We start from the raw sequence: 19,645 nt of genomic DNA, 5'->3' as shown, positions 1-19,645 counted from the left end.
GCGGGGCCCGTTCCGCTGCCGCCGGCGTCAGGAATGCTTGAGGTGCTTGAGCAGGAATTCCTCGGTGCGGCGGTTGGCTTCCGTCGCCGCGTCTTCCTTGTAGTGGCCCGCGTCGGTCTGGCGGGCGAAGGCGTGCGGCGCGCCGGGATAGTGGTAGGTGGTGACGTGGCTGTTGCCCTGCAGGCCCTCGATCACCTTCTCCTGCTGCTCCTTGGACACGAACTCGTCATTGCCGGCGATGTGCAGCATCAGCGGCTTGGTGATGCCCTTGCACTCGTCCAGGTACTTGTCGATGTTCACGCCGTAGTAGCCGACCGCGCAGTCGGCGTCGGTGCGGCAGGCGGTCAGGTAGGCCAGCAGGCCGCCCAGGCAATAGCCGATGGCACCCACCTTGCCGGTGGTCTCCTTCAGCGTGCGGGCGTGGGTGATGGTGTCCTGGATGTCCTTGAGGCCGGCGTCGATGTCGAACTTGCCGAACAGGTCGAACGCCTTTTGCATCTCCTGCTCGTTCGTCGGGTCCAGTTCGATGCCCGGATCGATGCGCCAGAACAGGTCGGGGCAGATGGCGGAGTAGCCCATCTGCGACAGGTTCTCGCAGATGCGCCACATCTCCTTGTTGATGCCGAAGATTTCCTGGCACACCAGCACGCAGGGCGCGGGCTCCTGGTGGGCGGCCGGCGCGAAATAGGCCTTGAACGTGCCGTCGCGGCCGGGGATGTGGATCATGTGGCCCAGCGTCTCGCGGGTGCTCTTTACCGGATCGGGGCCTTCCAGATCGGCCATGGTCTGTCCTCCCTCTCTGCTGTGCGTGGCCTTCGGCGATCAGCCTCTACAACGGGACCGCCCCGTCGCGCGTTGCGAGCGGCCCGCTTCCCGAAGCCGGCGGCGCAGGCGCCGCGCGGCCATAGAGGAAACCCTGAAGATAATCCGCGCCGTGGGCCCTTAGCCAGTCCGCTTCCGCATGAGTCTCCACACCTTCACAGACCGTCGCGATGCCGATTTCGCGCGCCATGCGCAGCAGACCGGCCAGGATGGGCGCCTTGACCGGGTCATGGTCGACGCCGCGCACCAGCGCCATGTCCATCTTGACGTAGTCCGGACGCAGCTCGTGCAGGGCGTTCAGCGAGGCATAGCCCGCCCCCAGGTCGTCCAGCGCCACCTTGAACCCGGCCGAGCGGTAGACGGTGAGGATTTCCTTCAGGTGGTCCATGCTTTCCACGCTGTCGCCCTCGCCCACCTCGAAGACGATGTTTTCCGGCGGATAGCGCAGCGACTCGATGATCTTGACCGTCGAGCGCAGGCAATGGTGCGGGTCGTAGATGGCCGCCGGGCTGAAGTTGATGAACAGCCGGCCGCGATAGCCGCGCTCCACCGCCGTGCGCACCGCCGAGGTGCGGGCCGCCAGGTCGACCGGGAACAGCATGTCGGCAGCGCGCGCGGCCATGATGATGTGCCCACCGCCGATCAGTCCGTCGGGGCCGGCGTCCTCGCCTTCCAGGGGAAGGCCGCGCACCAGGGCCTCCATGGCGAAGGGCTCGCCGGTCGCGGCCTCGACGATGGGCTGGAAATGGCTGGTCAGCCGCTCGTCGTCCAGAAGCGCCGACAACCAGCGGGCCGTCCCCCGGTGCGCCAGGCCTTCCAGCGTCGTCACCTCGCCCAGGGCGCCCAGCCCGGCCTCGCGTCCCTCGGGCACGAACAGGGCGCGCACTGCCGTGCGCTCCACGGGCGTCAGGACCTTGAACAACTCCTGGCACAGCGGCGTGAGCCAGCCGATTCCGATCGACACCTCGGCCCGCTTGCCGGCGGCGACGGTGAGGGGCAGCTCGGCGGCGCGGATGGTCTCCAGCAGTTTCTTCGCCACATGCCCCGCCGGCCACCACAGGTGCAGCGTTCCGCCGGTGTCGGCAGGCACTGAACGGGCGGCGCAGGAGGGGCAGGCGATCGGCGCTTGGGTCATGAAAAGCCTCCGTTCGGTCAGGGTCTGGGTCTGACGTCGTGCGGTCGATCTTACGGTGGGGCGATACGACATCCGATCGGGTATGGATCAGGACAAGGCCACGTTCCCTAAACGAGAAGGCGTTTACCTAAACGTCATTCGGCTGTAGGCTGGCGCCATCACCATCATTCGGGAAACGACCATGAGCCTCGAGTCCATCGAACACCGGCTGACGCCGCTTCTGCCCCGCCTGGGGACGGTCAATGCGAAGGTGAAGATCGTCGTCGACAAGACCGACATCATCCACCTGGACGCCACGCAGAAGCCCGCCGTCATGACCTTCGCCGACGGCCCGGCCGACTGCACCATCAAGATGTCGCGGTCGAACCTGGAAAAGCTCATTGACGGCAAGATGGACCCGATGGTGGCCTTTGCCATGGGCCGGCTCAAGGTGGACGGCTCCAAGTCCGTCGCCGCAAAGCTGACCGGCATTTTCGGCTGAAGCACACGGCGCGGAACCGGCGCGGGAAAGACGCCGCCCCGCCCTGATTGTCGCAGGGAGGATGAATACGATGACCATGCTGCTTCACCGCGTCGCGACCGCCGCGGGCCTGACGCTCGCGCTGTTCGCCGCTCCGGCGCTGGCAGCCGCACCGGCGCCCATGGAATTCACCGTACTGAAGGACGGCAAGCCCATCGGCGAGGAGACCTACAGCTTCTCCGAGGCGCCGAACGGCGCGCTGACGGTGGAGGTCGTGACGCGCACCGACGTCCAGGTGCTGTTCCTCAAATTCCACTACCGCCACCAGCGCATCGAGGTCTGGGAGGACGGCGTGCTGACCCGCATGACCGCCAAGACCGACGACGACGGCGAGCCCCACAAGATCGCGCTCGCCCGCGAGGATGGCGGTTACCGTGTCGAAGCCGACGGCGCCATCCGGCGCGAGGCGCCCGACGTGCTGCCGCTGACGCTGTGGACGCCCAAGGTGCTGGAGCACGACCGCGTGCTGTCCGTCATCGACGCCGAACCCTTTGCCGTCAAGGTTGAGGAAGCCGGCACCGAAGCCCTCGGCGGCCAGGCGGCGGTGAAGTACGAGATGTCCGGCGACATCGACCGCGACCTCTGGTACTCGCCGGACGGAGAGCTTCTGAAAGTCCGGTTCACCCGCTCGGGCTACAACATCGAGTACGTCCGGAAGTAGCGCCGGCCTCGCGCCGCTTTGCGCCGACGCGGGCGCCGGGCTATGCTCGGTGCCCGCGACGTTTTTCGGAGGCATCCCATGGAGTTGGCATACACCGAGTACGGCGAGGCCGGATCGCCGCCGATGGTGATCGCGCACGGCCTGTACGGCCAGCGCAAGAACTGGACGACCATCGCCAAGGGCCTTGCCGACGACCTGCACGTCTTTACGGTCGACCTGCGAAACCACGGCGACAGCCCATGGGACGCCAGCATGGACTACCGCGACATGGCCGCCGACCTGCGCGCGTTCATGGAGGCGCGCGGCGTGCTCGGCAAGGCCATCCTGGTGGGCCACAGCATGGGCGGCAAGGCGGCGATGACGCTGGCGCTGACCGATCCCGACGCCATCGCCGGCCTGGTCTCCGCCGACATGCCGCCGGCACGGCTGAAGGCCGACACGGTGCGCTATGCCGCCATCATGAAGGCCGTCGACCTGGATGCCTGCGAACGCCGAAGCGACGTGGACAAGGCGCTGGCCGCCGACGTGCCCGAGCAGATGGTGCGCCTGTTCCTGCTGCAAAGCCTGGAAAGCGGCAAGGACGGCTTCCGCTGGAAGCTCAACCTGGACGCCATCACCGACCAGTGGGACCAGATCGCCGACTTCCCCGTGACCGACCGGACGTACGAGGGCCCGGCCCTGTTCCTCTCGGGCGGCGCGTCGCCCTACGTGCAGCCCGAGCACGAGGAGATCATCGCGCGCATGTTCCCCAATGCCCGGGAAAAGCGCGTGCCTGAGGCTGGGCACTGGCTGCACGCGGAAAAGCCCGACGACGTGGTGCAGGCCTTGCTGGAGTTCGCGGGGCGGTAGGAGCCGAAGAAACGAGAGGGGATGATCGGCGCCGGAAGTGTATTCCTGCTTTCGCGGGAATGACGGCTCATTCTCCGATCAAAAACAGACGTTTCGTCTCGTGGTCCGCCGCTCCCGCACCGGCTCCATCCCAACAGAAAACGCCGGGCACCCTCGGGCACCCGGCGTCCTTCCATTCACGAAGGCGACTGCCGCCCTACTTCCGGTCCTTGTCCCTCCCCTCGGGCTCGCCGGGGGTAAAGGAGGGCGGATCGGAGGCGGGGAAGCTCTCCTCCACGGCCTCGTCGACGTCCTCTTCCGTGTGTTCCGGTTTCTTGTCCTCGGGCTTCTTCGGATCGCCGGTCATCAGGGGCTCCTTCTGGTGTCCGGGAAAGCTACTTGTCGTGGTCGGGCGCACCGCTGTCCTGCGGCGTCCACGACGGCGGATCACTGGCGGGGAAGGTCTCGTCCCCGGCCTCGTCCACCGGGTCGGTCGGTGGCGGCGGAGGCGGTGCGGGCGCCTTGGCCGGGGCCGGCGTCTCCTCGCCCTTGTTGGGGTCTGCGATCATGGTTGGGCGCTCCCGTTCTGAAGGGCGTTAACAGTCTGAAAGACCTACGCCCGGTGGCGGGCTCCGGTTCGGAAAGAAGGCCGTTCAACGCCCCTCGCGCCACCAGGCCAGCACCACGCCCCCCAGGATCAGCAGGATTGCCGCCCACAGCGGCAGCAGCGGAATCTGCCGCACGCCGGCCACCACATAGTCGCCATTGGCCCGCAGGCCCATCCAGCCCGAACCCGCCATGGCGGCGTCCGGGCTTACCCGGCGTATCTCGGGCAGGCCGTCCTCGGCCAGCCACCAGAGGCCGCCGCCGGACGCCTCCACCACCGGGCGCAGCTTTGCGTCCGTCGCCACCACGGCGGACGTTTCCAGCGGATTGGCGGCCCCGGCGGCGGCGACCGCCTGCCTCTCGCCATCGCCGATGCGGTAGACGCCCGGCTCGTCGACCGGCAGCGTCGCAATGGAGCGCCCGCCCGGCGCCTCGGACAGCGGCACGGTCTCCTCGCGGCCCGAAGGCGTGGTGACGGTCACCGTTTCCGGCGCCGGGTCGAGGGAGCGCCGCTCGATCTGCAACTGCCCGCCCGAAACCTCGGCGCGCAGGGCCTCTTCCTCCAGGTCGGGCTCCTTCATGAGCCAGTGCGCGAGGCGCCGCACCAGTTCCGCCTGGGGGCCGCCGCCGCGCCAGCCCTTTTCCCACAGCCACAGCGTATCCGACAGCAGGAGCGCCACGCGCCCCTCGTCCACCCGGTCGAGCAGCAAGAGCGGCTCGCGGTCCGCACCGGTCATGACGCTGGTGGCGCCCGGCTTGGGGCGGGCCTGGATGTGGCGGACCCAGGGGCCGAGCGGCGGCGCGTCCGCCTCCGGCACGATGGCGTCGGTCACCGGATGGCGCAGGCCGATGCCGGCGACGCGCGGGCGGAAGGCCTCGGGCAGCACCTCGCCCGACGGCGCGGCCGGCAGGATGTCGGCCAGCGGGCTGTCATACAGGCTGAAGGGCTGGGCGAACTCAGGCCCCACCGCCAGCAGCAGCGCGCCCCCCTGGCGCACGTAGTTCGCCACGTTCGCCATGTAGGGGTTGGGCACCAGGCCGGACCGCATGTAACGGTCGAAGACGATCAGGTCGAAGTCGTACAGCCGTTCCTCGAACAACTCCTGGATGGGAAAGGCGATGAGCGCCAGTTCGCGCAGGGGCGTCAGGTCGTCCTTGGACGGCGGGCGCAGGATGGTGAAGTGCACGAGGTCGACGTTGGGGTCGGACTTCAGCAGGTTGCGCCAGGCGCGCTCCCCCATGTGGGGCTTGCCCGAGATCAGCAGCACGCGCAGGCGGTCACGCACGCCGTTGATGGCCAGCGCCGCCTGGTTGTTGAGCGGCGACAGGTCCTCCTCACCGCCCGGCGTCTCCAGGGCGACGACCGTCTGGCCGGCGTGGGATATTTCCACCGGCACGCGCACCGCGCTTCCCACGGGCACCTGAACGGTGCGGGTCTCGCCGTCGTTGACGGTGATGGTCAGCGGCACGCGGGTGCCGTCGGCGAGGCTTTCGTCCTCCACTCGGACCGTCAGGCTGACGGGCTTGCCGACCAGGCCGAAGTCGGGCGCGCTCTGCACCAGCAGGCGGCGGTCGCCCTGGTCGGGCTCCCCGGTGAGCAGGGGATGGACGGGATAGCCGGGCCCGCCCTCGGCCGGGTCCTCGGGCGCGTCATGGACCTGGCCGTCGGTCACCAGCACCGCCCCGGCCACCCGCCCGCGCGGCACGTCGGACACGGCGCGGTCCAGCACCTCGAACAGGCGCGTCCCGGAGTCGAGGGTCGAGGTGACCCGCTCAACCCGCACATCCAGGCTGTCGTCGGCCGAAAGCTGCTCCGTCAGCTTTTCCACCGCCAGCGCGGTCTGGCTCTCGCGCTCCCCCACCCGCTGCGACAGGCTTTCGTCGACCACGATGACGGCGACGTCCTCCAGCGGCCGGCGGTCCTCCTGCACCACCTGGGGATTGGCGACGGCAACCAGCAGGGCGGCGACGGGAATGGCCCGCACCAGCGTCCCCCGCGCCCGGCGGAACAGGCCCCAGGCAAACAGCAGGAAGGCCACCACCGCCAGGGCGATGAGGGCCGGCCACGGGATGATCGGCGCGAAGACCAGGTCTGTAACGGCCTCGATCATTGCGTCAGGCGCTCCATGATGGCGGGCAGGTGGACCTGATCGGCCTTGTAGTTGCCGGTCAGAGCGTACATGACCAGGTTCACGCCGAAGCGGTAGGCGACCTCGCGCTGGCGCTCGCCGCCCGGCACCACGGGCGCCAGATAGGCCCCCTGGGGCGAGCGCGCCCAGGCCGCCGCCCAGTCGCCGTTGCCGATGATGACGGACGACACCCCGTCATTGCCGCCGCCGGGCGGCTCCACCCACAGGGTCACGTCGGCATACCGGCCCGGCGTCTCCGACAGCAGATAGAAGCTGCGGGTGACGACGTGGCCTTCGGGCAGGCGCACCAGCGACGGAATGTCAAACTGCGCGAGCGTCGCCTGCACGTCCTGCGGCGGTGTTTCGCGCGTATCGAACAGGATCATGCCGCCGTGGCGCAGGTAGTCGTTGACCTTGACGCGGGCGGAAACGGACAGCCGCATGCCGCCCTCGGTCACCGGCCAATAGATCATGGGAAAGAACAGAAGCCGGTCCGTTTCCGGGTCTACGGCCATGGGCTCGGCCAGTTCCGCCGACGACCGCGCGGCCAGGACGCGCGTCAGGCCGCGCATGCCGGCCTCCGTCATGTCGTCGACGGTGGAGTCGCCCGTGCGCACCCAGGCCAGCCGCGTGTCCAGCACCGCCTCCAGCGCCCGTTCCGAGGCCGGATCGGCGGGCGGCGCGTCCTCCTGCGCCCGGACCGGGCCGGGGCCGAACGCCAGCAATGCGGACAGGCCGGCGGCCAACATCAGCGCCGCAGCACTGCCGCCGCCTTTCGGTGCGGGGATGCGGCGCGGCGGCCGGGGCGACAGGCCGCGCAGCGCATAGCTCACGACCCAGTCGACCAGCGCCAGAATCAGGGCCGCCAGCAGCAGCCAGGGCCGCAGTTCCACCTCGCGGCCGATGTCGGCCACCGTCGCGCGCTCCACCCCGCGCGGCAGGCCGGACAGCGCCTGCAGCGGCGGAACATGGTCCACGAGGTTCACCGCACGGCGGTTTTGCGGCGTGCCGTAGTAGCCCGGCGGATGCGCCGGTCCCAGGTCCAGCGCCGCCAGCCCGGCGGGCGTGACGGCGCGGGCCGAGCCCGGCGGCTCGCTCAGCCTGCCGAAGGCGTCCAGCAGCGACAGCGGCGGCAGCGGCCGCCCGGCATCGTCGCCGGCCTCCGCTCCCGCAACGCCGGGCGACAGCGACAGCAGGCGCTCCATCATGGCCGGGAACAGGCCCGACAGCGGCAGAGACGACCATTCTGCGTTGGCGGTGGTGTGGAACAGCACCACCCAGCCCTGTCTCAGCGGCTCGGCGGTGACCAGCGGCGTGCCGTCGGTCAGCCGCGCCCAGGTCTTGTCGGGCAGCGAGGGGCTCGGTTCCGCCAGCACCTGGGCCGAGACGGAGACGTCGTCGGGCACCCGCAATCCTGCGAAGGGGCTGTCGTCGGGGAAGGGCGCGAGCGTCACCGGGTCGGACCACGTCAGCGTGCCGCCGAACTGCCGGCCGCCGCCGCGCAGGCGCACGGGCAGAAGCGGGTCGGTGACCACGTTCTGCTCCAGCCTGATCCCGGCGAAGCGCACCAGCACGCCGCCGGCCTCCACCCATTCGGAAAGCCGCCGCGCCTGGGCGCCCTCGATGGGGCCGCTGTCGGCGATGGCGAGCATGGCCAGCGGCCGGTCGAGCAGTGTCTCCACGGAGCCCTGCCGGGTCTCGGCCACGCGGTCCAGGGCACGTTCCAGGTAATAGATATCGCCCAGCAACGGCAGGTCCGCCCCCATGGGAGAGCCCGAGGCCAGCCCCACCGGACGGCGGCGCCAGGTGTCGTCCAGCAGCACCACCGCACCGGCGCTGGCGACACCCTCCAGGTCGACGCGGCCGATGGCGTTGAGCAGGTCCGCCGGCACGTCGGCCCGTGCGCTTGCGATCGTTTCGCCGGACGCGAAGGTCAGTTCGGCCCGCGCCACGCCGCGCCCCTGCGCGTCCAGCACGCGGGCGGCGACGGTGCGTTCCGGCGCGTCATCCCCGGCGGCGCGGCGGGCGGTCAGCAGCAGGCGGTCGCCCTCGCGCTCCGGCCGGTCGAGCAGCACCGCACTGCTGCCGCCCGTCAGCACGGTCAACGACCCCAGCCGTTGAAGCGTCCCCGCCAGCGCTGCGGAGGCCTGCGTCTCCAGCCCGTCCGACAGCCACACGACCGAGGCGCTGCCCTCGAACGACAGACCCTGCACCACCTCGCGGGCCTGTTCGTGGTCCACCGGCCAGGGGTTGGGCGTGAGGCTCTGCAGGACGGGCCGCAGTTCCGCCGCCGCACCCAGCTTGCCTGCCGCCATCGGGTCGCCGTCGGGCGGCGGCGCGGTGGTCAGAAGCTGAACCGGCCGGCCCTCCCGGTCAGCGCGGGACACCAGGTCGAGCGCCGCCTGGCGCCGGCTCGACCAGTCGGCGGCCGAGGCCCAGCCGTCGTCGACGACCAGCAGCAGAGGCCCGCCGCCGTCCGCCCCGGCCACCGGGTTGAGCAGCGGGCGCGCCAGGCCGACGATCACCAGCACGACGATCAACAGACGCAGCAGGATCAGCCACCAGGGTGTGCGGGCGGTTACGTCCTCCCGCGCTTGCAGGCCAAGCAGCAGGCGGAGCGCCGGGAAGGTCATGCGGCGCGGCGCCGGCGGCGTGACGCGCAGCAGAAACCACAGCGCCGGCAGCAGGATCAGCGCGGCCAGCACCCAGGGTGCGGCGAAGGCGACGGGGCCGAGTGTCCACATGCTCTAGCGGCCCTCCGTCATGCGGGCGTGCAGGGCAAGAAGCGGCACCTGCGGCGGCTGGTCCGTGTGGTGAACGGCGAAGCTCCAGGTGAGCGACCGGCAGAGGTGCGCCACGGCATCGCGCTGCGCCAGAAACCTGCGGATATACGCCTCGCGCACGTCTTCGGTCCGCGCAATCAGCAGATCGCCCTCGTCCTCCGGCCCGGCGAAGCGGATGCGGCCCTTGAAGGGCAGGGCTTCCTCCGCCGGGTCGACGACCTGCACCAGATGACCGCGCAGGCCCTGGGACGCCAGCGCCCGCAGGGTTTCCTCCATGCGCTCGGGCACGTCCAGGAAGTCCCCGAACAGCACAACCGATCCGTGGCGGCCGGCGGGCACCCCGGCGATCAGGCGCGGCCAGTCCGCATGACCACCGTGCGGGGCGCGCTCCAGCGCATCCGCCATGCCCGACAACGCCTTGCGGCCAAGGCCCGGCGGCGGCGCGCCGGGCGCCAGCAGGCCGATGCGCTCCCCGCCCCGGTTCAGCAGGGCGGCCAGCGCCATGGACAGAAGCTCCGCCCGCTCGCGCTTGGTGGGCAGGGTGTCGGCGCTGCGGAAGTCCATGCTGGCCGATCGGTCGCACCACATGAGCACGGTCTGCGCCGCCGACCATTCGCGCTCGCGCACATACAGCGGATCGCCGCGCGCCGACTGGCGCCAGTCGATCACGGTCACCGCGTCGCCCGGCTGGTAGCGGCGGTACTGCCAGAACTGATCCCCCGGCCCCGCGCGGCGGCGGCCGTGGATGCCGGGGGCCACGGTGGCGGCGACCCGTTCGGCCTTGACCATCAGCGGCGGCAGGACGCCGGCGGCGGCCTCGGCGCGGCTCTGGAGGGGGAGACTGCGGTCCTCGGCCATGGGCGCCCCGTCGTCAGGCGATGAGTTGGCAGAGGCGGGTGATGACCTGCGGCACGGTCACGCCGTCGGCCCGCGCCGCGAAAGTCAGCGCCATGCGGTGCTGGAGCACAGGACGCGCCAGGGCCAGAACGTCATCCACCGACGGCGCATAACGGCCATCCAGCAGGGCGCGGGCGCGCACCGCCAGCATGAGCGCCTGGCTGGCGCGCGGACCGGGGCCCCAGGCGACATGCCGACGCACCTCGTCCACATCCGTCGCCTCCGGACGGCCGGCGCGGACCAGCTTGAGAATGGCATCCACCACGCTGTCGCCAACCGGGATCTGGCGCACCACGTGCTGTGCCTCCATCAGGTCGGCGGGGGTCAGCACGCGGGTCACCTCCGCCTCCGTCGCGCCGGTGGTGGCGATGAGCATCTCGCGTTCGGCCTCCAGGCCCGGGTAGCCCACGTCCACCTGCATGAGGAAACGGTCGAGCTGGGCCTCGGGCAGTGGATAGGTGCCTTCCTGCTCGATGGGGTTCTGGGTCGCCAGCACGTGGAAGGGCTTGGGCAGGGGCTGGCTCTCGCCGGCCACCGAGACCCGCATTTCCTGCATGGCCTGAAGAAGGGCGGATTGCGTGCGCGGGCTGGCGCGGTTGATCTCATCGGCCATCAGAAGCTGACAGAACACCGGCCCGCGGATGAAGCGGAAGCTGCGGCGGCCGTGCTCGTCCTCCTCCAGCACCTCGCTGCCCAGGATGTCGGCGGGCATGAGGTCGGGGGTGAACTGCACGCGGCGGTCGTCCAGCCCGAGCACCAGGCCCAGCGTGTGGACCAGCTTGGTCTTGGCGAGGCCGGGAACGCCGATCAGCAGCAGGTGGCCGCCCGACAGAAGCGTAACCAGGCTGTCCTCGATTACCGCCTCCTGGCCGAAGATCACGCTGCTGAGCGCATCGCGGGCGTTGGACAGGCGCTCGCCCAGGCGGTCGATGGCCTCGGCGGCGGCGGTGGCGTGTGCGGCGGAGGACGCCGCTGCATCGTTGGAAGGGTTGGTCACGACGTCTTCTCCGCACTACATAGGACAGGACAACCCATGGAGGAACGGATGCCCCGCAACGCCGACCATCAGCCGCCCCACACGGATGACGACCGGACCGAAGCCAAGGCCTCCGGCGGGCGGCCGCCCCAGACCATCTGCGGCGACCTCGACATGCGCATCGCCCGCGACGGCACATGGTTCTACCACGGCTCCCCGATCGGCCGGAAGGAACTGGTCCGCCTGTTCTCCACCGTCCTCAAGCGCGAGGATGACGGCACCTACTGGCTGGAGACGCCGGTGGAAAAGGGCCGGGTCGAGGTCGAGGACGCGCCGTTCCTCGCTGTCGAGATGGAGGCGGAAGGCGATGGACGCAACCGCAGCCTCCGTTTTCGCACCAATGTCGACGATTGGGTCACGCTCGACGACGAGCACCCGCTGCGCGTCGAGCACGATCCCGACACCGGCGAGCCCAGCCCATACATTCATGTGCGCAAGGGACTTGAGGCAAGGCTCAACCGTGCGGTCTATTATGACCTGGTGGAACATGGCGTCGAGGAAGACGCCGGCGACGGCAAGGGGGTACACTACGGCGTATGGAGCAACGGCACCTTCTTTCCCATGGGCACCCTGACGGAGGCCGATTGACTGACGCCGCCCCCTCTCCCGATGCCGGCATGGCGGATTTCGACCGCGACGGCCTTGTGCGCCTGCTGGCCCGCGGGCGGCGCGGCGGACAGAGGTCCGACGTGGACATCAACCGTGCGCTGGGCGGCGACCATGACTACGGCCCCGCCGTCGACAGCGATCCGCGGGTGAGCACCCGTGCCCTGGCACCGGGCGAGGCCGTGGACGACCGACCCAAGACGCCGGCCGCCGTTCTGGTGCCGCTGATCCGGCGGCCCGAGGGCATGACCGTGCTGCTGACCCAGCGCACCGCCCACCTGAAGAACCACGCCGGCCAGATCAGCTTTCCCGGCGGTCGCTGCGAGGAGGTGGACGACGGCCCCGTCGCCACGGCCCTGCGGGAAAGCCACGAGGAAATCGGCCTCGCGCCGGGCCTCGTGGATGTTCTCGGCCACCTGGACGACTACATCACGGTGACGGGCTTCAAGGTGACGCCGGTGGTCGGCCTGGTGGCGCCCGCCTTCGACCTGGAGCCCGACCCGTTCGAGGTGGCGGAAGTGTTCGAGGTGCCGCTCGCCTTCGTGCTGGAGAAAGCCAACCACGAACGCCACACGTACCAAATCAAGGGGCGCACCCGCGCCTACTACGCCATGCCCTACCAGGGGCGCTACATCTGGGGCGCCACAGCGGGCATGCTTGTCAACCTGGCGGAGGTTCTGCGGCCGTGATCATCCGGCTCCTCGTCCTGCTCCTGCTTCCCCTGATCCTTCTTCTGATCTGGCGCCGCTTCACCCGTGGCGAGGGTGAAACCGCCGGCGCCCTGGACTATGGCCTGCTGGGCCTGTCGGTGGCGATCCTGGCCGGGCTCGGCGCCATGGCCCTGACCCAGGACTTCGGCCGCCCCGGCGACGTCTATGAACCCGCCCGCGTTATCGACGGACAGGTGGTTCCCGGAACCAGCCGCCCCGCCGACGGAGAGCGCGGCGAGGCGGCATCGGACGCCGACGAGGGGGCGGAAAGACAAGCGGCGGACTGATGGCCGAAATTGACTACCGCCATGCCGGCGGACAGACCCGCGAGACGGCCCATGCCACGCTGGAGAACCTGATGGGACAGGCGCGCGCGCCGGTGGGCCAGCTGCATCCCCAGGACTGGATGCAGGATGCTCGCACCCGCGCCGTCGTCCGGGCACTCACGGCCGGCGGGGCGGAGGTGCGGTTTGTCGGCGGCTGCGTGCGCGACGCCCTTCTGCACAAGGCCATCAAGGACATCGACATTGCCACGCAGGAAACGCCCGAGGTCGTGATCCAGCGGCTGGAGGACGCGGGACTCAAGGCGGTGCCGACGGGCCTGGAGCACGGCACGGTGACCGCCGTCGCCGACGGACTGTCCATCGAGGTCACGACGTTGCGACGCGACGTCAAGACCGACGGCCGCCACGCCGAGGTCGCCTTCACCACCGATTTCCGCGAAGACGCCGCCCGCCGCGACTTCACCATGAACGCCCTGTCCGCCACCCCCGACGGCGCCGTCTACGACTACTTCGACGGCCTGTCGGACCTGGCATCGCGCTTGGTGCGCTTCGTCGGCCGCCCGCATGAGCGCATCCGCGAGGATTACCTGCGCATCCTGCGGTTCTTCCGCTTCCATGCCCACTACGGCGAGGGCGCGGCCGAAGCCGAGGCCCTGCGCGCCTGCCGCGCCAATGCCGCCGGTCTCGACCATCTGTCGGGCGAGCGGGTGCGCGACGAGCTTCTGAAGATCCTCGGCGCCCCGGACCCTGCCCGCGTGCTGGTGGAAATGCGCGGCGAAACAGTCCTGGACCGCATCCTGCCCGAAGCCGCCCACTTCGACTCCCTGCGCGTGCTGTCGTGGCTGGAGACCTCGGGCCTGCGGCGTCCGGGCATAGAGCCCGACGCCCTGCGGCGGCTGGCGGCGCTGGTGGCGGTGGACCACGACGGCGCGCGCGCCCTGGCGGGCCGGCTCAAGCTGTCCAACGCCGACCGCGACCGGCTGGCCGCCCTGGCCGCCCCGCGCGCCGACGAGCCGGAGCCCGACCCCGCCGTCGACGCCCACGGGCTGCGGGTACAGACCTACCGCCTGGGACCCGCGCGCCTGCGTGACCGGGCGCTCATCCTGTGGGCCGGCGAGCGCGCCGGCACCGGCCGCCTCGACAGCGCCCGCACCGCCCAATGGATGCGGCTGATGGATGTCGCGCTGGACTGGACGCCCCCTGCACCGCCGGTGCGCGGCCGCGACATCCTGGACCTTGGCGTCCCGCCCGGCCCGCAGGTCGGCGAACTGGTGCGCGCGGCAGAGGACGCCTGGATCGACTCGGATTTCCGGGCTGACCGGGATTGCCTTCTTCAATCGCTCCGGTCGCGGCTGTAGACTGCGAACCAGGACGTTGAACATGGGTCGTCCATTTGTGAAAGTTGAGTGATAGTCATCACTGCACAGACCAGAGCGCGGCGGGATGATCATGGCATGGTGAACCGGACTCTGAAGCAAGGCGGCACGGTCATGCCGGTCAGGAAATTCTGCGTCTTTGGCGACGGCATCGCCTTCGGCGTGGGCGACGATCGCCCCGGCGGATGGCCGGCGCGCATCGGCCGACGCGAGATGGACCTCGTTCCCGACCTGCAGGTCTACAACATGGCCGTGCCCTGGCACTCCACGGCCGACATTGTCGCGCGCTGGCGCATCGAAGCCGAGCCGCGGGTGACCGGAGCGGCGCGCTGCGGCGTCGTGTTCCAGTTCGGCTTCTCCGACACCGCCGACGTGGACGACCAGGGCATCCGGGTCCCGCTGCCCGAGTCGCTGGCCCACGCCGAAAAGATGATCAACGACGCGCGGCACTGGCGCCCGGTTCTGTGGATCGGCCCGCCGCCCATGCTGCGCTCTGCCGAACCGCGCGAGGAAGGCGGGCACTGGGTCGCCTACGGCCCGGCCCGCCTGGCCGCGCTGAACGAGGCGTTCAGCGAACTGGCGCGCGAGTTGAAGGTGCCGTACCTGGATCTCTGCGACGTGCTGGGCGACCGTGCCGACTATCGCAACGCCCTGATCGACGGCGACGGCGTGCATCCCGCCGCCGCCGGCTACGCCGTCATCGCCGAGGCCGTGGCCCAGTGGGAGGCCTGGAAGGACTGGTTCCCCCGGCCCGAGCCGCCCAAGGCCAAGCCCGATCCCAAGGCTTTCCAGCCCCTGTTCTTCAAGAAGGCAAAGGCCGACGACCGGATCGCGACGGCTATTCTGTAGCCCCGGTCGCGGCCCAGGGGGCAAAGCCGCCCGTCTGACGCAGCGCCTCGCCGACGACCATGGCGGCCGAGACCGCCACGTTCAGGGACCGCGCCCCTTCCGCCATGGGCACCGCGACGCGGGCGTCGGCGAGGTCGTGGACCTCGTCGGGGACGCCGGCGCTTTCCCGCCCCAGCAACAGCGTGTCATCCGCGCGGAATGCGAAATCCGTATAAGGAACGGATGCCCGGGTGGTCAGCAGAACCAGCCGCCCCTCCCCGCCCGGACGGGTAGGGCGCGAGTCGAGATACCGGCGCCACGAGGCATGACGGATCATGTCGACTTGCGCCAGGTAGTCCATGCCCGCGCGCCGCATGCGACGATCGTCGAACAGGAATCCGCACGGCTCGATGATGTCGCAGCCCACGCCCAGACAGGCGCAAAGCCGCAGGATCGTGCCGGTGTTCTGGGGGATGTCGGGCTGGTAGAGGGCGATCCGCATGAAGCCAGATGCACACGGGAGTTACCGGCGGTCAAGCTTGGTGTCGGGGTTTGTCCTTTTCAAGAAGCGGCTTTTCGATTATACCGCGATCGCAACCGGACCCCCCTTTTCGCGCGGTCGGGGGCCTATCGCATGGGGCCGGTTCGGGCGATGTCAGGCCGCGCAGATTGAGAACCTGGTCCGTTTCCCCGCAACGGGCCTTCAACAGACGACGAATGCGTGCCCCCCAGTGCGCTTTGAGAGGGTAACTGAGCATGGCTGACACGGCACATACCGCTCATGGGTCCTCCGAGGGCGAGAGCCGTCGCGACTTCCTGCTGTACGCCACCACGGCGGTCGGCGCCGTCGGCGCCGCGCTCGCCGCGTGGCCCTTCATTCACAGCATGAACCCGGCGGCCGACGTTCTGGCGCTGGCGTCCACGGAAGTGGACCTGTCGCCGATCGAGGAAGGCCAGGCGATCACCGTCACCTGGCGCGGTAAACCGGTTTTCGTGCGGCATCGTACCGCCGAAGAGATCGAGACGGCGCGCGCCGTCGACGTCTCGGAACTGCGTGATCCCCAGACCGATGAAGAACGCGTGCAGAAACCCGAATGGCTGATCAACGTCGGCATCTGCACGCACCTTGGGTGCGTCCCCCTGGGCCAGAAGCCGGGTGAGCCGAAGGGTGAGTGGGGTGGTTGGTTCTGCCCCTGCCACGGGTCGCACTATGATACCTCCGGACGCATCCGCAAGGGTCCCGCTCCGTTGAACCTGCCCGTCCCGGGCTATGAGTTCATCGAGGACCAGCGGATCGTCATCGGCTAAGGGGCTGCCAGAGATGAGCGAACTCAACACCAATAACCGGGCTCTGAAGTGGTTCGAGGCGCGACTGCCGGTCGTGTCCTTCCTGGACCATTCACTGGGCACCAAGTATCCGGCGCCGAAGAACCTCTCCTACATGTGGAACTTCGGGTCGCTGGCGGGCATCGTGCTGGTCATCATGATCATCTCGGGCCTGTTCCTGGCGATGAACTACACGGCGCACACCGACTACGCCTTCAATTCCGTCGAGCGCATCATGCGCGACGTGAACTACGGCTGGCTGCTGCGCTACATCCACATGAACGGCGCGTCGTTCTTCTTCATCGTCGTCTACATCCACATCTTCCGCGGCCTGTACTACGGCTCCTACAAGCCGCCGCGCGAGGTTCTGTGGTGGATGGGCCTTGTCATCCTGCTGCTGATGATGGCCACCGCCTTCATGGGCTACGTGCTGCCCTGGGGCCAGATGTCCTTCTGGGGCGCCACCGTCATCACCAACCTGTTCTCGGCCTTCCCGATAATCGGTGACGACATCGTGACGCTGCTGTGGGGTGGCTTCTCGGTCGACAACCCGACCCTGAACCGCTTCTTCGCCCTGCACTTCGTCCTGCCGTTCGCCATCGTCGGCGTGGTGGTCCTGCACATCTGGGCGCTGCACGAAGCCAAGTCGAACAACCCGCTTGGCATCGACATGAAGGGCCCGAACGACGCCATTCCGTTCCACCCCTACTACACGATCAAGGACCTGTTCGGTCTGGGCGTTTTCCTGCTCTTCTTCGCCTACTTCGTGTTCTGGGCCCCGAACTACATGGGCCACCCGGACAACTACATTCCGGCCGATCCGCTGGTGACCCCGGCGCACATCGTGCCCGAGTGGTACTTCCTGCCGTTCTACGCGATCCTGCGTGCGGTGCCGGACAAGCTGGGCGGCGTGCTGCTGATGTTCGCCTCCATCCTGGTGCTGGCGGCCCTGCCGTGGCTGGACACGTCCAAGATCCGCTCGGCCGTCTTCCGTCCGATCTACAAGTGGTTCTTCTGGCTGTTCTTCGCCGACTGCATCCTGCTGGGCTACATCGGCGCCATGCCGGCGGAAGAGCCCTACGTTCTGATCGGCCAGTTCGCCACGGCTTACTACTTCCTGCACCTGATCGTTCTGCTGCCGCTGATCGGCTGGTTCGAGAAGCCGAAACCGCTGCCCGAGTCCATCTCGGCTGCGGTGTCGAAAAAGTCGAAGGGCGGCCACGGGCCCGTTCCCGCAAACGCTCCCGCGCAGGAGAAGGCCTGATGCGTAAGTTCATCCTGACCGCCGCGGCGGCCGTGGGTCTGTCCCTGGCCGCCACCACCGGCGCCAACGCGGCGGGCGCCATCGAAGTGCCCGACGAAAGCTGGACCTGGGAAGGGCTGTTCGGCTACTACGACAAGGCTCAGTTGCAGCGGGGCTTCCAGATCTACAACGAGATCTGCGCCTCCTGCCACGGCCTGTCGCTGGTCGCCTACCGCAACCTTCAGGACATCGGCTTCTCCGAGGACCAGGTGAAGAACATCGCCGCCGAGCGCGAGGTCGAGGACGGCCCCGACGACACCGGCGAGATGTTCATGCGCCCGGCCCTGCCGGCGGACCGGTTCGTCGCCCCGTTCCCGAACGAGGAAGCGGCCCGCTTCGCCAACGGCGGCGCCCTGCCGCCGGACCTGTCGCTGATCGCCAAGGCCCGCCCGGCCGGCCCGGACTACATCTACCACCTGATGCTGGGCTACAAGGACGAGGCTCCCGAGGGCTTCGAACTGGGCGCCACGCAGTACTACAACGAGTACTTCCCGGGCCACGCCATCGGCATGCCGCCGCAGCTCTATGAAGGCATGGTGGAGTTCGCCGACGGCACCGAAGCGACGCCGGAAAATATGGCGTCGGCCATCACCGGCTTCCTGCAGTGGGCCGCCGAGCCCGAGCTGGAAGAGCGCAAGTCGCTGGGCATCAAGGTGATGCTGTTCCTGATCGTGCTGACGGCCATGCTCTATGCCCTGAAGCGCCGCATCTGGTCGGACGTGGAACACTAAACCGACCCGATGACGCCCGTCTCAGCCGGGCACTGGGGATAAGAAGGCCGCCGATCCCGCAAGGATCGGCGGCCTTTCCCTTTTCAAGCGGGGGGCCGGACGCTACAACTTGGGCCACCACATTTCACGCGCACCACGGCGGCAGCACGGAGACAGCACTCATGGCGGACGGTCATTCCAAGCCGATTCTCGGCATCATCGGCGGCAGCGGCGTCTACGACATCGACGGGCTGACCAACACCCGGTGGGAAACGGTCGAGACCCCCTGGGGCGAGCCTTCCGACCAGTTGCTGTTCGGCGAACTGGACGGCCAGCCGCTGGTGTTCCTGCCCCGCCACGGCCGCGGCCACCCGCGCCCGCCGACCGAACTGAACTACCGGGCAAACATCGACGCCATGAAGCGCGCCGGCGTGACCGAGATCCTGTCGGTCTCCGCCGTCGGTTCGCTGAAGGAGGAACTGCCGCCCGGCACCTTCGTGGTCGTCGACCAGTTCATCGACCGCACCTTCGCCCGCCAGAAAAGCTTCTTCGGCACCGGCTGCGTCGCCCACGTCTCCATGGCGCACCCCGTCTGCGGCCGCGTGGGAGAGGCCTGCAAGCAGGCGCTTGCGGAAACCGGCATTCCCCACCACATCGGCGGCACCTATCTGGTGATGGAAGGGCCGCAGTTCTCCACCAAGGCCGAGAGCGAACTGTACCGGCAGTGGGGCTGCGACGTCATCGGCATGACCAACATGCCCGAGGCCAAGCTCGCCCGCGAGGCGGAGATGTGCTACGCGACCGTCGCCATGGTGACCGACTACGACTGCTGGCATCCCGACCACGACCACGTCACCGTCGAGGCCGTCATCAAGGTTCTGCTGGAGAACGCCGACAAGGCCCGCGCCCTGGTCCGCGCCATCGCTCCCAAGCTGGCGAGCCGCGCCGAACCCTGCGGCAAGGGCTGTCACACGGCGCTGGACAACGCCATCATCACCGCCCCCGACATGCGCGACGAGGGCCTGCTGGACCGGCTGGACGCCGTCGCCGGCCGCGCCCTCAAGGCCTGAAGCGCCTTTTAAACG

Annotated in this window: 21 protein-coding genes; 12 read left to right on the top strand and 9 right to left on the bottom strand. The window is 69.2% G+C overall.

From position 1 onward, the window contains the following. Window positions 1-27: 27 nt before the first annotated feature. Window positions 28-783 carry a dienelactone hydrolase family protein gene (locus LG334_RS03330; RefSeq protein ID WP_404383264.1) on the bottom strand — a complete coding sequence of 252 codons (756 nt, stop codon included), beginning with the start codon at window positions 781-783 and terminating at the stop codon, window positions 28-30. Window positions 784-829: 46 nt separating this feature from the next. Continuing rightward, on the bottom strand, window positions 830-1,957 hold the full coding sequence (locus LG334_RS03325) for an EAL domain-containing protein (protein WP_404383262.1): 1,128 nt from the start codon (window positions 1,955-1,957) through the stop codon (window positions 830-832). A gap of 181 nt (window positions 1,958-2,138) precedes the next feature. Here LG334_RS03325 and LG334_RS03320 point away from each other — a divergent pair, with 181 nt between their 5' ends. The 3 genes from LG334_RS03320 to LG334_RS03310 all read left to right on the top strand — a co-directional run bounded on the left by LG334_RS03320 (window position 2,139) and on the right by LG334_RS03310 (window position 3,987). Continuing rightward, window positions 2,139-2,438 carry an SCP2 sterol-binding domain-containing protein gene (locus LG334_RS03320; protein ID WP_009542622.1) on the top strand — a complete coding sequence of 100 codons (300 nt, stop codon included), beginning with the start codon at window positions 2,139-2,141 and terminating at the stop codon, window positions 2,436-2,438. Window positions 2,439-2,508: 70 nt separating this feature from the next. After that, window positions 2,509-3,138, top strand: coding sequence for a DUF6134 family protein (locus tag LG334_RS03315; RefSeq protein WP_404383259.1), 630 nt, complete (start codon window positions 2,509-2,511; stop codon window positions 3,136-3,138). 78 nt (window positions 3,139-3,216) lie between these two features. Next, entirely contained in the window at window positions 3,217-3,987 is a 771-nt protein-coding gene (locus LG334_RS03310; RefSeq protein WP_404383257.1) for an alpha/beta fold hydrolase, read from the top strand. 196 nt (window positions 3,988-4,183) lie between these two features. Here the strand turns inward: LG334_RS03310 and LG334_RS03305 are convergent, their stop codons facing one another. From LG334_RS03305 to LG334_RS03280, 6 genes are all read right to left on the bottom strand, one after another. Further along, the gene (locus LG334_RS03305) at window positions 4,184-4,333 is read right to left on the bottom strand and encodes a hypothetical protein (protein ID WP_404383255.1); all 150 of its coding nucleotides are present in this window, start codon (window positions 4,331-4,333) and stop codon (window positions 4,184-4,186) included. Between the two features lie 28 nt (window positions 4,334-4,361). Next, window positions 4,362-4,535, bottom strand: coding sequence for a hypothetical protein (locus LG334_RS03300; protein WP_404383253.1), 174 nt, complete (start codon window positions 4,533-4,535; stop codon window positions 4,362-4,364). Window positions 4,536-4,619: 84 nt separating this feature from the next. Next, on the bottom strand, window positions 4,620-6,683 hold the full coding sequence (locus LG334_RS03295) for a hypothetical protein (RefSeq protein ID WP_404383251.1): 2,064 nt from the start codon (window positions 6,681-6,683) through the stop codon (window positions 4,620-4,622). Beyond that, on the bottom strand, window positions 6,680-9,445 hold the full coding sequence (locus tag LG334_RS03290) for a DUF4159 domain-containing protein (protein ID WP_404383249.1): 2,766 nt from the start codon (window positions 9,443-9,445) through the stop codon (window positions 6,680-6,682). Before LG334_RS03290 ends, LG334_RS03295 begins: the two co-directional genes overlap by 4 nt. 3 nt (window positions 9,446-9,448) lie before the next feature. Further along, complete coding sequence (locus LG334_RS03285) at window positions 9,449-10,342, bottom strand: DUF58 domain-containing protein (protein WP_404383247.1); 894 nt, start codon at window positions 10,340-10,342, stop codon at window positions 9,449-9,451. A 13-nt stretch (window positions 10,343-10,355) separates the two neighbouring features. After that, window positions 10,356-11,378 carry an AAA family ATPase gene (locus tag LG334_RS03280; protein ID WP_404383245.1) on the bottom strand — a complete coding sequence of 341 codons (1,023 nt, stop codon included), beginning with the start codon at window positions 11,376-11,378 and terminating at the stop codon, window positions 10,356-10,358. A 48-nt stretch (window positions 11,379-11,426) separates the two neighbouring features. Between LG334_RS03280 and LG334_RS03275 the strand changes: the two genes are divergently transcribed. The 5 genes from LG334_RS03275 to LG334_RS03255 all read left to right on the top strand — a co-directional run bounded on the left by LG334_RS03275 (window position 11,427) and on the right by LG334_RS03255 (window position 15,242). Next, on the top strand, window positions 11,427-12,005 hold the full coding sequence (locus LG334_RS03275) for a DUF1285 domain-containing protein (protein WP_404383243.1): 579 nt from the start codon (window positions 11,427-11,429) through the stop codon (window positions 12,003-12,005). Further along, the gene (locus LG334_RS03270; protein WP_404383241.1) at window positions 12,002-12,712 is read left to right on the top strand and encodes a CoA pyrophosphatase; all 711 of its coding nucleotides are present in this window, start codon (window positions 12,002-12,004) and stop codon (window positions 12,710-12,712) included. The genes LG334_RS03275 and LG334_RS03270 overlap by 4 nt, the downstream gene beginning before the upstream one ends. Continuing rightward, window positions 12,709-13,020, top strand: coding sequence for a hypothetical protein (locus tag LG334_RS03265; protein WP_404383239.1), 312 nt, complete (start codon window positions 12,709-12,711; stop codon window positions 13,018-13,020). The genes LG334_RS03270 and LG334_RS03265 overlap by 4 nt, the downstream gene beginning before the upstream one ends. Then, the gene (locus tag LG334_RS03260; protein ID WP_404383237.1) at window positions 13,020-14,375 is read left to right on the top strand and encodes a CCA tRNA nucleotidyltransferase; all 1,356 of its coding nucleotides are present in this window, start codon (window positions 13,020-13,022) and stop codon (window positions 14,373-14,375) included. The genes LG334_RS03265 and LG334_RS03260 overlap by 1 nt, the downstream gene beginning before the upstream one ends. Window positions 14,376-14,471: 96 nt before the next feature. Then, window positions 14,472-15,242, top strand: a complete 771-nt coding sequence (locus LG334_RS03255) for a GDSL-type esterase/lipase family protein (protein ID WP_404383235.1) — start codon at window positions 14,472-14,474, stop codon at window positions 15,240-15,242. Here the strand turns inward: LG334_RS03255 and LG334_RS03250 are convergent. Then, window positions 15,232-15,723: a tRNA (cytidine(34)-2'-O)-methyltransferase gene (locus tag LG334_RS03250; RefSeq protein ID WP_404383233.1), complete on the bottom strand. Its 492-nt coding sequence runs from the start codon at window positions 15,721-15,723 to the stop codon at window positions 15,232-15,234. The two genes, LG334_RS03255 and LG334_RS03250, sit on opposite strands and share 11 nt — an antisense overlap. Window positions 15,724-15,977: 254 nt before the next feature. Here LG334_RS03250 and petA point away from each other — a divergent pair, with 254 nt between their 5' ends. The 4 genes from petA to LG334_RS03230 all read left to right on the top strand — a co-directional run bounded on the left by petA (window position 15,978) and on the right by LG334_RS03230 (window position 19,630). Next, on the top strand, window positions 15,978-16,529 hold the full coding sequence (gene petA, locus LG334_RS03245; RefSeq protein ID WP_404383231.1) for a ubiquinol-cytochrome c reductase iron-sulfur subunit: 552 nt from the start codon (window positions 15,978-15,980) through the stop codon (window positions 16,527-16,529). A gap of 13 nt (window positions 16,530-16,542) precedes the next feature. Continuing rightward, a complete protein-coding gene (locus tag LG334_RS03240; RefSeq protein ID WP_404383229.1) occupies window positions 16,543-17,811 on the top strand; it encodes a cytochrome bc complex cytochrome b subunit in 1,269 nt (422 codons plus the stop codon). Continuing rightward, window positions 17,811-18,581, top strand: coding sequence for a cytochrome c1 (locus LG334_RS03235; protein WP_404383227.1), 771 nt, complete (start codon window positions 17,811-17,813; stop codon window positions 18,579-18,581). The genes LG334_RS03240 and LG334_RS03235 overlap by 1 nt, the downstream gene beginning before the upstream one ends. A gap of 161 nt (window positions 18,582-18,742) precedes the next feature. Then, window positions 18,743-19,630: an S-methyl-5'-thioadenosine phosphorylase gene (locus tag LG334_RS03230; protein ID WP_404383225.1), complete on the top strand. Its 888-nt coding sequence runs from the start codon at window positions 18,743-18,745 to the stop codon at window positions 19,628-19,630. The last annotated feature ends 15 nt before the right edge of the window (window positions 19,631-19,645 follow it).

It is taken from the genome of Caenispirillum salinarum (assembly GCF_044803115.1).
In the GTDB taxonomy this organism is placed as follows: Bacteria; Pseudomonadota; Alphaproteobacteria; order Rhodospirillales; family Rhodospirillaceae; genus Caenispirillum; species Caenispirillum salinarum_A.
This window is presented reverse-complemented; position numbering and strand designations above follow the sequence as displayed.